Genomic DNA, 13,052 nt, shown 5'->3' on the forward strand with positions numbered 1-13,052 from the left:
TTGGAATTATAAGGTTTTTTGATAGCGTTCTATGATTTCATTAACTAAATCAGCTGCAAGTTCCACTTTCGATTTTAGCGATAATTTTTTATAACCATTTTTCCAGAAAAGCTGCAAGGCATTTTCATCAGCGTTAAAAACTTGTCCGCCAGATACATCGTTGGCACAAATCATATCAAGATTTTTGCGTTCAAGTTTATCTTTTGCATAATCATCAACATTTTGGGTTTCGGCCGCAAATCCAACAGTAAAAGGACGATGTGTTTTTAAATGTCCTACATCTGAGATAATATCGGGATTTTTAATTAACTTGATTGATATTTCATCCCCTGATTTTTTGATTTTTTGGTCAGCAACTTCAGCTACTCTGTAATCAGCAACGGCCGCACAACCAATAAAAATTTGATTTTTCACCGCACTTTCAAGAGAGGCTTGCCACATTTCTTGTGCTGAGGTGACATTAATTCTATTTACATTTTTTGGTGTTGTTAAATTCACTGGCCCTGAAATCAGCGTGACGTTCGCCCCACGTTCGGCAAATGCTTCAGCAATTGCAAATCCCATTTTACCTGAACTATGGTTAGAAATATAACGAACAGGATCGATTGCTTCACGCGTTGGGCCTGCTGTAATGGCGACATTTAATCCTTGTAGATCTTGTTTTTGAGAGAAAGAGTCAGAAAGTGCGGTAAAAATTTCCTCTGGTTCTGACATACGCCCCTTCCCCATATCGCCGCAAGCTTGAAAACCACTATTCGGGCCGATAAGCTCAATCCCTCGAGTTTGAAGAGTCGTTAAATTTTGTTGAGTAATGGATTGGTGATACATCTGCTGATTCATTGCTGGCGCAAGAAAAATTGGCGCATTAGTCGCAAGACAAATTGTTGAAAGTAAATCATTCGCCATGCCGACAGTAAGACGGGCAATAAAGTCTGCACTAGCTGGCGCAATAATGATGGCATCAGCCCATTTGGCGAGTTCAATATGCCCCATTGCCAGCTCTGCTTGTGGATCAAGTAAAGATTGTGCGACAGCATTGCCTGAAATGGCTTGAAACGTTAAAGGCGTAACAAATTCTGCCGCAGCTGGGGTTAATACTACACGTACTTCAGCTTCTGCTTTGCGTAATAAACGAATCAACTCTATTGTTTTATAGGCAGCAATGCCGCCAGTTATGCCAACTACAATATGCTTTCCGTTTAATTTCATGTTTCAACCTTTGTTAGTACTTAGCCACAATTCTGTTATTTTACTTTAATTTTATTGAATGCCCAATGCTATTTTTGCGATACATATCGCAGACTTTGCATAAGTTACTCGTAAAATAAGAAAAGAACGGTCAAAATTTTTTCTATTTTGTGTTCAATATTTTATGGAAAACAATGATGATTTAATGCCACGGGAAAAATTGCTTCAATTTGGTGTAGAAACGCTCGCTGATTATGAATTGCTGGCGATCTTTTTACGAACTGGCATAAAAGGTTGCCCAGTCATTCAGCTTTCGAAAAATGTCTTATCACACTTTGGTTCCTTGCATGCTTTACTTTCTGCAGATGAAAAAGCCTTCTGTTCCGTAAAAGGCTTAGGCATTACGCAATTTATTCAATTGCAAGCGATTACGGAAATGACCAAGCGTTATTTCAAGCAAGAGATGTTAAGTACGCCGATTATTAATGATCCTGAAACGGTAAAACTTTTTTTACTCACTGAATTGCAACATGAGGAAAGAGAAGTGTTTATGGTTTTATTTTTGGATAATCAACATCGTCTGATTAAAAAAGAGCGGTTATTTTTAGGTACAATTAATGTATCAGCTGTTTATCCTCGGGAAATAATTAAAGAGGCGCTTTATTGTAACGCAGCGGCTTTAATTTTGGCGCATAATCATCCTTCGGGTATAACGGAGCCGAGTTATTCGGATCAGCTTATTACTAAAAAAATTCAGGAGTCTGCAGAACTAATGGAAATCAGAGTGCTTGATCACTTAATTGTCGGAAAAACAGATTGCTATTCTTTTGCAGAGAACTTTTTATTATAAATTTTTATAATGTTGACCATTTTTTTACCGATTACATTCAGGAAAATCGCATTTACACTTGAGAAATGAAAACAAAGCCAGTATAATTTGCGACCTTTAATATAGTAAGCGGGTCGGATTAGCGCGACCTGACGAGGTAGCAAGCTGGTTTTAACTGGCTTTAAACAATCCGAACCGTAAGCTCGAGCTTATATTTAATTATTGGAGATTATTATGTCTAGAGTTTGTCAAGTAACAGGCAAGCGTCCAGCTGTGGGTAATAACCGCTCACACGCGATGAATGCGACACGTCGTCGTTTTCTTCCAAACCTTCACACTCACCGTTTCTGGGTTGAAAGTGAAAACCGTTTCGTAACCTTACGTTTAACTGCGAAAGGTATGCGTATTATTGATAAAAAAGGCATTGATGCAGTATTAGCTGAAATCCGTGCTCGTGGCGAAAAAATCTAAGGAGCTAAAAAATGGCAGCTAAAGGCGCTCGTGAGAAAATCCGTTTAGTTTCTACTGCAGAGACCGGTCACTTCTACACAACTGATAAAAATAAACGTAATATGCCTGAAAAAATGGAAATCAAAAAATTTGATCCAGTAGTGCGTAAACACGTTATCTATAAAGAAGCAAAAATCAAATAATTTTGCTTATTTAGAAAAAGCCCGACATTGTTCGGGTTTTTTTGTATCCCAGATTTATTAAGGAACAAATCATGCCGGAACTTCCCGAAGTCGAAACTGCACTACGTGGTATTAGCCCTTATCTTAAGAATTTTACGATTGAGAAAGTTGTCGTGCGCCAGCCTAAATTGCGCTGGGCCGTATCAGAGGAATTGATAACCCTTAAACATGTAAAAATTGTAGATCTCACTCGTCGAGCAAAATATTTGATTATTCACACGGAAAAAGGCTATATCATCGGGCATTTGGGCATGTCAGGTTCGGTGCGAATTGTGCCACAGGATAGTGCAATAGATAAACATGACCATATTGATATTGTAATGAACAATGGCAAATTATTACGTTATAACGATCCTCGTCGTTTCGGTGCATGGTTGTGGACGGAGAATTTAAATGACTTTCATCTTTTCTTAAAGCTAGGGCCTGAACCGCTTTCTGATGAATTTAATGCAGAATATTTATTCAAAAAATCTCGTCAAAAATCGACCGCACTTAAAACTTTCTTGATGGATAACGCTGTGGTGGTGGGCGTTGGAAATATTTATGCGAATGAAAGTTTGTTTATTTGTGGTATTCATCCACTTAAACTCGCTAAAAATTTGACCCGCAATCAATGTATTTCCTTAGTGAACACAATTAAAGATGTATTGACAAAAGCCATTATTCAAGGTGGAACGACACTTAAAGATTTTTTACAGCCAGATGGGCGCCCAGGTTATTTTGCACAAGAATTATTAGTATATGGTAATAAAGATAAACCTTGTCCGAAGTGCGGTACAAACATTGAAAGTTTAGTGATAGGGCAGCGTAATAGTTTCTTTTGCCCGAAATGTCAGAAAATGGGCTAGGATGAATAGGTGTTCGATGGAAAAGAGAGATGAAAATAGCGGTCAGAAATGACCGCTATTTTTAATTTACTGGAAATTCTTCAATGACAACAGGAAGTTGTAAAATTTTGCCTAATCGTAGAATGGTAACGAGAACTTTTGAATTAGGTTTTGTATTTGCGATAATTTGCATCATTTCTCGGGCTGAAATGCCTTCTTGATTATTTAATTTCAAAATGACATCACCTAATTGAATGCCTGCTTTGGCTGCAGGGCTATTCGGGCTCACTCCAGTGATGACTATGCCTTCTTCACTACTTGAGCTGATGTCACTTTGCACACCAAAATATCCTCGGATAACACGTCCATCTCGTATAATTTTCTGTAAAACATCATTTGCAATATCCATTGGAATCGCAAAATTTAGTCCTTCTGCGATTTCATTGGCAGTTTTGCCAATACTAAGGGTGCTGATTCCAACTAATTCACCTGCAGAATTAATTAATGCGCCACCTGAGTTGCCACGGTTAATTGAGGCGTCTGTTTGAATGAAGTTTTGTCTGCCAACAGAATCACCTACCGCATTACGTCCCACTGCGCTAATAATACCTTGAGACACGCTTTGCCCTAAGTTGTAGGGATTACCGATTGCTAATACCACATCACCAACGTGAGCTTGACGATTTGAATTTTGTGGAATGGTTGAAAGATTATTTGCACGAATTTTGAGAACAGCGAGATCGGTGAGATTATCTGAACCAACAAGACTGGCCTCAAAAATATTTCCATTTTGTAACGCTACTACAATTTGATCCGCATTTTGGATAACGTGTTTATTCGTCAGAATATAGCCATCTTTACTCATAATCACGCCAGAACCTAAGTTATTCACTTGTAGCTGATCATTATCATTAATGCTGGCGGAAGAAAAAGAGCGGTTATAAACATTTACTACCGCAGGTGAGGCAATACGTACAGCATTTTTGAACGATACAATATCGTCTGAAGTGAAGATATTGCTGTTATTCAGTCTTGGAACCGCAAACAAAATCACGCCCGCAGCAGCCAAGCCCCAAAGTGCGGAATGGAAAAGTTTTTTAAGCATTTAGATTCCTTTCGGTGTGTAAGTTAATTTTATATCGTCACCGATTTGTTCTAATTCATTAAGTTGCCATAGTGGTGCATCGGCAAGTTGAGTTAAATTCGGTAATTGGCATAGACCACGAGCATTGTCGCCAAGTAATTTGGGTGCAACGTAAATAATCAACTCATCGACTAATTTCGCATCAATTAAACTACCGGCTAAATTTGCCCCAGCTTCTACCCAAAGGGTATTTATTTGGCGTCTTCCCAGTTCTCGCATTAATTCTTTTAGTAAATTTTCTTTTGGAAGAATAATTTGTTCGCAGAAATCAGGAAAGCCTGTTAAATCTCGTGTTTCATGAGAAACTAACCAAACAGGAGAATGCGTTAAAAAAAGTTTATGAGTCGGCTGAATGCGATGTTGTGAATCTAAAATGACTCGCACAGGCTGGCGAAGATCTTCTTTTTTATATTCTGTTTTAAGATTTTCAGGAAATTCGTCCCAGCGTACATTAAGGCTTGGATCATCTGCAATTACTGTCGCAGAAGTGGATAAAAGTGCGGATGATTTTGCTCGCATTTTTTGTACGTCCGAACGAGCATCAGGGCCCGTAATCCATTTACTTTCTCCACTTGCCATTGCTGTTCGTCCATCTAAACTCATCGCGAGTTTGAGTTGAACAAAAGGCATACCTTGACGCATTCGTTTTAAAAAGCCTTTATTTATTTTTTCCGCTTGATCGTTCAATAAATTCACCGCACTTTCGATGCCGGCATCAGACAACATTTTCAAGCCTTTCCCTGCTACTTGGGGATTTGGGTCTTGCATAGCAGCAATGACTTTCACTATACCTGCCTCGATTAATCCTAATGCACAAGGCGGAGTGCGACCATAATGAGAGCAGGGCTCTAAGGTGACGTAAGCGGTTGCTCCTTTGGCATTTTCGCCAGCTTGAGCTAAGGCAACACGTTCAGCATGAGGTTGCCCTGCTTTAAAATGAAAGCCTTCCCCCACAATTTCACCATTTTTTACCAATACGCATCCTACCGATGGGTTAGGTGTGGTGGTATATTGACCTTTGGCGGCTAAATCCAAGGCGCGTTGCATAAATTTGCGATCTTGTGCAGAAAATTCGCTCATGGTTAATCCTTTAAGCTCTCAATTTCTTTGGTGAATTGATTAATATTATCGAAACTCAAATAGACCGATGCAAAACGAATATAAGCCACTTTATCGAGTTTTTTTAACTCATTCATTGCGAGTTTTCCCACCAGTTTACTTGGTACTTCACGTTCACCCGTCGCGCGTAATTGAAAAATTATATGGTTAATTGCTTGTTCAACATCGTCCGCACTTACAGGGCGTTTTTCTAACGCATGCTGAATACCACTGCGTAATTTATCTTCATTGAACGGTTCTCGAGTGCCGTCAGTTTTAATAATTTTTGGTACGATTAATTCGGCTGTTTCAAAGGTGGTAAAACGCTCATGACAATGACCGCACTCACGACGGCGACGAACTTGATAGCCATCCGATACCAAACGGCTATCAATTACCTTGGTTTCTTCTGTAAAACAAAATGGACAGCGCATAGACAATTCTCCGTAAAAAGGGCCGTTATCTTAGCAAAAAATCGGTTCTTTGACGATTAGCTTTATGCTTTTCTTGTCTTCTTTTATACGAATAATAAGCCAAACCAATCTTTTGTTTGTTTTAATAATTTTTCAATATTTTCAGTTTGTTCAAATCTTGAGGTCTGCGCCAATATGCGTGACCAATATGGATCTGCTGGAGCACCGTAGCTTTCTTCGCCCAGTTCCTGAAGTTTTGTAGAAATGTTGTCAAAATCTACCGCACTTTCATCGTCCACAATAAAATGATTAATATTTCTTATGGTTGGTACCAATTGGATTTCTATTTGGTTTTGTAAATAATCTTTTACGTAAGTTTTTAATTGAGCGAGAGCAGTTTCACGCTCAATAGGCGGTAATTCGATAACTTGATCTTGCGTAATTAATTTTGGGGGAACCGCATTTTCTTGTGTAACACATTGAATCAAATAATAAATCCAAGGACGGATGCAATAGCGATCTTTGTATCTCGCAAAATGCCACTGAATCACCTGTGAATCATCGCCAAATAAAGGCTCTATATAACCAAATAGACGAATTTCTTGATTTTCATTGTGCCAATTTACGGATAGATTGAAATCGACGGAAGTATGTTTGGCTTCGCCAAGATCTGCTATTTTCTTTTTAAATTCCAAAACATTGTCTCGAATATTTTCAGCATAAACTTTTCCAAATTCGGCTCGAGGTAATACGCCTTTAACTTCCGCTTGTCTAAAATAATCAGCAAAATTTTGTTCATCAAGATAGATTAAGTCATTATTGAGCGCGTAATTATCTAATCCGCTTAAGGTAAAGTTTTCACTGTCGGCAATACGATCATTTTCATCACGGAAATAGACACCGAGTTGTTTTTCAAAGAAAAATTTCACTGGATTTTCCACAAAGCTGACTAAACGATCCAGTTCAATTTCTTCGATTTTTTCTGGATTTTCAGTCATAGGGACGGCAAATTCTGAATTGTTGGAACTTGCGTTAAATTGTGCTATTGGCAACCATTTTGTCGCAAAAGAGCGGGTGAATTTCTCGTTATATTTGAAATTATCTGGGCTAAATGCCGTCATTGGATGCTCAATCACCGTAAGAGTATTTTCGGTTTGCCCTTGATTAATATAATCCACGAGTTGACTTACCAATACAGAAGGTTCTTTCGGTTGATTATCTGTGATGGAACGTCCTACATAGCTGATATAGCAATAATCACGTGCTGCCAATAAGGCTTCTAAGAACAAATAGCGATCATCATCACGGCGGACACGGTCGCCTTTTTGATGGTGATATTGCATTAAATCAAAACTGTTTGGTGTTTGTGTTCTAGGGTAATCCGCATCATTCATTCCAAGTAAACAAACTACTTTGAATGGCACTGAACGCATTGGTAATAAGGTGCAGAAGTTTACTTTTCCTGCGAGGAATTTGAGGCTATTTGGCACATCTTCCAATTTCATTGTGATGACATCGGCAATCACATCTGCCTGTAATTCTTCAGTAAAATGGAGAGATTTTAGATGCTCAGCTAATTCATTAATTTTCTCTTGAATATAGAAAATCGTGTCGCTTGTGTCTTCATTTTGCACGAAGAAATCTGATAAAAGTGCGGTTAAAATTTCTTGCCATTTTTCGATGGAATGTGCTTGTTGCAGCGTTTCATGCAGCGCGGAAAGTGAGGAGAAAAAGTGAGATAAATTTCCAGCAAGTTCACCTTTTAAGCCATAGCTGCTGTTTAACCCAAGACTATCTTGCCAAATACCGTGTTCTTCACGCATCGCATAGCCTAAAATCATTCTTTCTAATCCAGCCTGCCAAGAATTGAAATTTATTCCATCTTGATTTTTTTGCAAACCGAAACGAATCCCTGAATCCGCCACCCATTCTCGCACTAATGGCAAATCAGCAAGAGAAAGATTAAATCGTTCTCGCATCGCAGGAATATCCAGCAACGCTAAGACGTCCTCTGCACTAAAATTGCTTTCTTTTAAGCGCAATAAAGTTAAGTAACTTGAGACCAACACATCGCTTTCTGAAAGTTTATTATCCGAAAGTGAAAATGGAATTTGTGGTGCATTCCCATTTTTTTGCCCGAAAACTGCCTGAATATAAGGTGTGTATTGGTTTATATCTGCAACCATCACAACCACATCTTTTGGCGTAAGGTTAGGATCTTGATTGAATAAATCCAGTAAATAATCGTGCAATACCTCCACTTCACGCATAGCACTGTGGCAAGAATGTAGGGTTAAAGTGCGGTCATTTTTTGCGATATTTAGCGGTTTATTTTCTAAATGCAGAATTTGAGACTGCAATTGTCCAAGTAAACTGTTCGATTCTATTTCTTGATAGGCATTGACAGGATAAGTTGGAATATGTTCTTCATCTCGCACCAAGGTGTAAAGAAAATCTCGCCCCATTTTTCCCCAAGCTGCCAGTAACGGATTGCCTACTTGAAGGTTTTCTTTTTGATAAGTGACGTCAAACTGAGCGTTTTCTAGTTGAGAAAGTTGATCCTCGGAAAAGAGCGGTTGATTTTCATCTTGTTTATTGAATTGATAACGATTGCGAGAACTCAAATAATCAAGGCGTAAATCTCTAATATCTCCCCAATACTCTTGGCATGGATTATTAAAAAATAAATGAATATCCACTTCAGAGGACATGGCTTGCAAAATATTGAGATAAGCAGTTGGAAGCGCAGGAATACCAAAAATAAATATGCGTGAAGGTAATTTTTTCGGTGCTTTTTTATCGGCAAGCAAGGCTAAGAACTGATTATGCAAAGCCGCTCGATGTGTGGCATCACCAACATCTGATTTAACATCGACAACCAATGCACGCCATAACTCACCTTGCCATTTTGTATTGCCTTGAATTTGCTTAAACAAAGTATTGTTTAGGTTAGGTTGCTGTTTTTGTATTTGATCAGTGATTTGTTCATCTTCACCTTTTTCCCAAGCAAAAATCCATTCAGGTCGATAAACCAAATATTGGTCAAATAAATCACCAATTTTGCTGCTGAGTTGATAAAGTTTGTATTGTTCAGAATGTGGCGAGGACGCTAAATAATTGCGTAAAGGTGAAAAACTTTCTTTCTCGAGAAAAGTCGGGATTAAACGCATTAAACGCCATGTCATTGAATCTTTACCAAAAGGATTTTCCAATGCCGTTGCGGGTAAGTTCTGAGCATAAAGTTGCCAAATAAAACTTGCTGGCATAGGAAATTTTAGGTTCGCTGAAATGCCTGTGTCTTTCGCTAATTCAATTTGCAGCCATTGCGCCATACCCGGGCTTTGCACCAAGATAATATCTTGCTGAAAAGGATCTTCAGGCGGTAAAGATTTGAATAAGGACGAAAGAATTTCTTTTTGTTTTTCGAGTTGATTAGAGTAGTAAACAATGAACACAATGGCGACCTTTTGATGATTTAATCTAGAAAAAGACAATGCCATTCTACTTAGTTTTTATCGAAATTTCACCCATAGGATAACGCACAATGACGCGTTCGTTTTGACATTGAACACGAAAAGTAAAACTATTTTGTTGTATTAATTGTTCACAAGCTAATCCTAAAAATTGGCGTTGAGCTTGATTCTCCGCAACCTGTATTGCCTGAAAATCTTGATAAGTTTTCACCGCACTTTTTCTTTGGCTTGTCGTCCATTGATTGAAAGCAATAAATAAAACGCTAAATAAAGCTAAAGAAAATAATAGGGTAGTGAGCGACATGCCTTTATTCATCCGTAACATTAAAATCACTCCAACTTTTTTCTGCCAACTGCCACTGACTATATTGTTGCACTAAGGTTGTTACGACAGATTTGCCATAGGCCAACGTCACCCCATCTAAAGTTAAATTCCCATTGGTGAGTACCGTGCCACTAATCCGTCCTTTGCCCGTTAGTTTTAAATCTCCCTCTGCAATTAATACGGCAGACACGATGCCATTAATTTCAACTTCCGCTTGTGAATCTGAAAACCAATAAAGTTTAGGTGTTTTATTTGCGTTTAAAATTCTGGGCGGGGAAGAAAAGTGCGGTCGAAAATCTGTGAGTTTTTCTGTGTGAATAAAATCTTTCAATGCACCCTGATTATTGCCTCTTGTGGGCGATTTTTTAAATAGGCTCATTCTTTCACACCAAAGAAAATATTGAATTGCATCGGTGGTGCCATCAAGCGTGATGCTGATTTGCTTTACACTTTCATTATTATTTAACGGTAAATCAAGGCAGGCAGTTTGTTTTTTCTCCTCTGTCATTTTTTGTAGTTGTAATGTTCTTTCTACATAGTGTTTTCGTTGATTTTGTTGCGCACGAAAAAAACTTAAATGACTGTCATCCAACAATAAGATTACGGTTAATAAACCTGAAATAAAAATCAGAATAGTCAGCGTAATAATGCCTTTTTGTATTGTCATTATTTTTGGTTCCAAAGCGCAACGACAAGGGATGTTTCATAACTGATATTTGGGGTTTGTTTTAAATTTCCTTTTAACTTGATTTCTAATCCTTTGCCTTCCATTAACCAATTAAATTGCAGGGTGGTGACTTCGTATTCATTGTTGTCCAATAAATCCGTCCAACCGCCTCCAGCGTTGCAAGCCGATTGTTGAAAAGCACGTTTACAAGTTTCAGCTGTGCAATTAGTAGGAATAACACTTTGATAAGTCAGTTTGGTTTTTATCATTTTGTTACTCACTTTATAACCGAATAATTCTTCTGTACTGTTTTTGGAGGTATTTTTCCCATTTTTCATACAGGTTTTCGGTGAATCTTTGCCAATACATCCATTTTTATTTAAATCATAAAAGAACAATACGCAGCTATTAGGTAGTGCGCTATCTTCTTGGCTAATGAAAATAGATGTGCCTTGTTCATCTAATTCAAATAAAGATAAATTGCTTTCTGTTCCTTTTGTATTTAATGCTCTAAATCCTAATCGACGAAGATCTTTACCAATAAGTTGTAATGTTCGTTGTAATTCTGCTTGTAGTTTTAAATGCAATAGCATGTGTTGATTTTGAGTTTGAATTTGCACATAAAAATGCGAAATGCTTAGCAATAATAAAGACGATAACGCCAGAGAAATCATTAGTGCTAATAGGGTTTGCCCTTTTAATAATGTTTTCATGATTGATTGCATGCACTAGCCGCTTGATTGGTTTTCAAACGAATACTACCAACATTGAAAAATGAAAATAATGTACGTTCATTTTCCGCTTGCAGAATAAAGCAACGAGTAACACTCGTATTACGAGCACCATAAAACCGCGTGATTTCTTTGGGATAAATATAATGGCTCTGAATCATCGTTTTTTTAGGAAAATAAGGATAGTAAAAATGTGCATAGGCCTCTTTCGGACAGTTTGTTGGGTTTAAACAATCGCAAGTTTGATCATTTTTTACTTGTGCCGTTAAACACCATTGTTGTGTCGCAAGGTTACGATTGATAAGTAAAAACCACACTTCCGATGAATTTTCTGCACGAGCCTGAATTTGGCGTAGAAATAAATACAGGCGATGTTGCTCTTTGGCTAAAATCGTTTTAGGTAAATCCGTTTGCCATAATGGCACGGCAAAACTCAGCGCAATGCTGATAATGGCTAACCCAATCAATAATTCCACTAATGTCACACCTTTCTGCATAAAACGCTCCAATTTTCTACCGCACTTTAATGGCAAATAATCAGTGGAAAAATCATTTCATACTATTTTTGCGATCTGTATCGCAAACTTTTCCTGAAAAACTATAAAAACCATTGTTTTATGATTTTCAACTGGTTATTTTGGCAAATTTCGCTATAATGGCGCGGAATTTTTTTGTTCTTTAAAATCTGGTGGAAATATGAATCCAATGTTAAATATCGCAATTCGTGCAGTACGAAAAGCGGGCAATGTGATTGCTAAAAATTATGAACGCCGTGATGCTATCGAAAGCACACAAAAAGGTATTAATGATTATGTAACAAACGTTGATAAAGCGGCAGAAGCAGAAATCATTGAAATTATTCGTAAATCTTATCCTGACCACACCATCATTAGCGAAGAAACAGGTGCGCTTGAAGGCAAAGATAGCGATGTACAATGGGTGATTGATCCACTAGATGGTACCCGTAATTTTATGACGGGCCTTCCTCATTTTGCCGTGTCTATCGCAATTCGTGTAAAAAACCGCACTGAAGTCGGGGTTGTTTACGATCCTATCCGCAATGAGTTATTTACTGCTGTGCGTGGTGAAGGTGCAAAATTAAATGAAGTACGTTTGCGTGTAGATAGTAAACGTGAAATTCAAGGTTCAATTTTAGCGACCGGTTTCCCATTCAAACAACCAAAATTGATGCCAACTCAATTTGCAATGATGAATGCCTTAATTGAAGATGCCGCGGATTTCCGTCGCACTGGTTCTGCCGCATTGGATTTATGCTATGTGGCGTCAAACCGTATTGATGGCTATTTTGAAATGGGCTTAAAAGCATGGGATTGCGCTGCTGGCGATTTAATCGTGCGTGAAGCGGGTGGTTTAGTCTGTGATTTTGATGCTGGTAATGGCTACTTACGTAGCGGCAATATTATTGCCGCACCATCACGCGTAATAAAAGAAATGTTAAATAAAATCCGCCCTTGTTTAGGTGCTGAATTTAATAATTAATTCTTTGATAACTGGAATAGCGCCAATAGGGCGCTATTTTTTTATAAAAAATCTACCGTACAAATCACATTTATCCTATTAAAGTTAATCACAAACCACGTGCAATATTTAGTATTTTCGGTAGAATTTGGATGAGAAAAATGCACTTTAATGCGAATTTAAATT

14 protein-coding genes are annotated in these 13,052 nt (G+C 38.0%); 5 read left to right on the forward strand and 9 right to left on the reverse strand.

The genetic code is table 11. The features are described from left to right. Positions 1-6: 6 nt before the first annotated feature. Positions 7-1,209 carry a bifunctional phosphopantothenoylcysteine decarboxylase/phosphopantothenate--cysteine ligase CoaBC gene (gene coaBC / locus DV417_RS07085; RefSeq protein ID WP_118789836.1) on the reverse strand — a complete coding sequence of 401 codons (1,203 nt, stop codon included), beginning with the start codon at positions 1,207-1,209 and terminating at the stop codon, positions 7-9. Positions 1,210-1,372: 163 nt separating this feature from the next. Here coaBC and radC point away from each other — a divergent pair, with 163 nt between their 5' ends. The 4 genes from radC (at position 1,373) to mutM (ending at position 3,557) form a co-directional block, all read left to right on the forward strand. Beyond that, positions 1,373-2,038 (forward strand): RadC family protein, encoded by a 666-nt coding sequence (gene radC / locus DV417_RS07090; RefSeq protein ID WP_118879216.1) that lies wholly within the window; start codon positions 1,373-1,375, stop codon positions 2,036-2,038. Between the two features lie 213 nt (positions 2,039-2,251). Continuing rightward, positions 2,252-2,488: a 50S ribosomal protein L28 gene (gene rpmB, locus DV417_RS07095; RefSeq protein WP_005542826.1), complete on the forward strand. Its 237-nt coding sequence runs from the start codon at positions 2,252-2,254 to the stop codon at positions 2,486-2,488. An 11-nt stretch (positions 2,489-2,499) separates the two neighbouring features. Continuing rightward, positions 2,500-2,670, forward strand: coding sequence for a 50S ribosomal protein L33 (gene rpmG / locus DV417_RS07100; RefSeq protein WP_005613503.1), 171 nt, complete (start codon positions 2,500-2,502; stop codon positions 2,668-2,670). A gap of 71 nt (positions 2,671-2,741) precedes the next feature. Beyond that, positions 2,742-3,557: a DNA-formamidopyrimidine glycosylase gene (gene mutM / locus DV417_RS07105; RefSeq protein ID WP_118879217.1), complete on the forward strand. Its 816-nt coding sequence runs from the start codon at positions 2,742-2,744 to the stop codon at positions 3,555-3,557. A 61-nt stretch (positions 3,558-3,618) separates the two neighbouring features. On the opposite strand, the gene degS is transcribed toward mutM, so the two are convergent. The 8 genes from degS to DV417_RS07145 form a co-directional block, all read right to left on the reverse strand. Continuing rightward, positions 3,619-4,641 carry an outer membrane-stress sensor serine endopeptidase DegS gene (gene degS / locus DV417_RS07110; RefSeq protein ID WP_005636938.1) on the reverse strand — a complete coding sequence of 341 codons (1,023 nt, stop codon included), beginning with the start codon at positions 4,639-4,641 and terminating at the stop codon, positions 3,619-3,621. Continuing rightward, positions 4,642-5,760 carry a bifunctional diaminohydroxyphosphoribosylaminopyrimidine deaminase/5-amino-6-(5-phosphoribosylamino)uracil reductase RibD gene (gene ribD / locus DV417_RS07115; RefSeq protein WP_118879218.1) on the reverse strand — a complete coding sequence of 373 codons (1,119 nt, stop codon included), beginning with the start codon at positions 5,758-5,760 and terminating at the stop codon, positions 4,642-4,644. It lies immediately after the preceding gene. Positions 5,761-5,762: 2 nt separating this feature from the next. After that, complete coding sequence (gene nrdR, locus DV417_RS07120) at positions 5,763-6,212, reverse strand: transcriptional regulator NrdR (protein WP_005627362.1); 450 nt, start codon at positions 6,210-6,212, stop codon at positions 5,763-5,765. Between the two features lie 83 nt (positions 6,213-6,295). Further along, complete coding sequence (gene recC, locus DV417_RS07125) at positions 6,296-9,646, reverse strand: exodeoxyribonuclease V subunit gamma (RefSeq protein ID WP_118879255.1); 3,351 nt, start codon at positions 9,644-9,646, stop codon at positions 6,296-6,298. Positions 9,647-9,692: 46 nt separating this feature from the next. Continuing rightward, a complete protein-coding gene (locus tag DV417_RS07130; protein ID WP_065246120.1) occupies positions 9,693-9,980 on the reverse strand; it encodes a DUF5374 domain-containing protein in 288 nt (95 codons plus the stop codon). Beyond that, the gene (locus tag DV417_RS07135; RefSeq protein WP_065246119.1) at positions 9,973-10,656 is read right to left on the reverse strand and encodes a DUF2572 family protein; all 684 of its coding nucleotides are present in this window, start codon (positions 10,654-10,656) and stop codon (positions 9,973-9,975) included. Before DV417_RS07135 ends, DV417_RS07130 begins: the two co-directional genes overlap by 8 nt. Continuing rightward, positions 10,656-11,372: a PulJ/GspJ family protein gene (locus DV417_RS07140; RefSeq protein ID WP_065246142.1), complete on the reverse strand. Its 717-nt coding sequence runs from the start codon at positions 11,370-11,372 to the stop codon at positions 10,656-10,658. Before DV417_RS07140 ends, DV417_RS07135 begins: the two co-directional genes overlap by 1 nt. Then, a complete protein-coding gene (locus DV417_RS07145) occupies positions 11,366-11,884 on the reverse strand; it encodes a type II secretion system protein (RefSeq protein ID WP_065246118.1) in 519 nt (172 codons plus the stop codon). Before DV417_RS07145 ends, DV417_RS07140 begins: the two co-directional genes overlap by 7 nt. A gap of 199 nt (positions 11,885-12,083) precedes the next feature. Here DV417_RS07145 and suhB point away from each other — a divergent pair, with 199 nt between their 5' ends. Beyond that, positions 12,084-12,887 (forward strand): inositol-1-monophosphatase, encoded by an 804-nt coding sequence (gene suhB, locus DV417_RS07150; protein WP_065246117.1) that lies wholly within the window; start codon positions 12,084-12,086, stop codon positions 12,885-12,887. Positions 12,888-13,052: the final 165 nt, after the last annotated feature.

This window comes from Haemophilus haemolyticus, assembly GCF_003490935.1.
Lineage (GTDB): Bacteria > Pseudomonadota > Gammaproteobacteria > Enterobacterales > Pasteurellaceae > Haemophilus > Haemophilus haemolyticus_M.

Excerpts from the sequence above, each read along its gene's own strand:
- DV417_RS07130 (WP_065246120.1), bottom strand. The coding sequence starts at position 9,980 with ATGAATAAAGGCATGTCGCTCACTACCCTATTATTTTCTTTAGCTTTA.
- nrdR (WP_005627362.1), bottom strand. The coding sequence starts at position 6,212 with ATGCGCTGTCCATTTTGTTTTACAGAAGAAACCAAGGTAATTGATAGC.
- suhB (WP_065246117.1), top strand. The coding sequence starts at position 12,084 with ATGAATCCAATGTTAAATATCGCAATTCGTGCAGTACGAAAAGCGGGC.
- DV417_RS07135 (WP_065246119.1), bottom strand. The coding sequence starts at position 10,656 with ATGACAATACAAAAAGGCATTATTACGCTGACTATTCTGATTTTTATT.
- rpmG (WP_005613503.1), top strand. The coding sequence starts at position 2,500 with ATGGCAGCTAAAGGCGCTCGTGAGAAAATCCGTTTAGTTTCTACTGCA.
- rpmB (WP_005542826.1), top strand. The coding sequence starts at position 2,252 with ATGTCTAGAGTTTGTCAAGTAACAGGCAAGCGTCCAGCTGTGGGTAAT.
- coaBC (WP_118789836.1), bottom strand. The coding sequence starts at position 1,209 with ATGAAATTAAACGGAAAGCATATTGTAGTTGGCATAACTGGCGGCATT.
- mutM (WP_118879217.1), top strand. The coding sequence starts at position 2,742 with ATGCCGGAACTTCCCGAAGTCGAAACTGCACTACGTGGTATTAGCCCT.
- radC (WP_118879216.1), top strand. The coding sequence starts at position 1,373 with ATGGAAAACAATGATGATTTAATGCCACGGGAAAAATTGCTTCAATTT.
- degS (WP_005636938.1), bottom strand. The coding sequence starts at position 4,641 with ATGCTTAAAAAACTTTTCCATTCCGCACTTTGGGGCTTGGCTGCTGCG.
- DV417_RS07145 (WP_065246118.1), bottom strand. The coding sequence starts at position 11,884 with ATGCAGAAAGGTGTGACATTAGTGGAATTATTGATTGGGTTAGCCATT.
- ribD (WP_118879218.1), bottom strand. The coding sequence starts at position 5,760 with ATGAGCGAATTTTCTGCACAAGATCGCAAATTTATGCAACGCGCCTTG.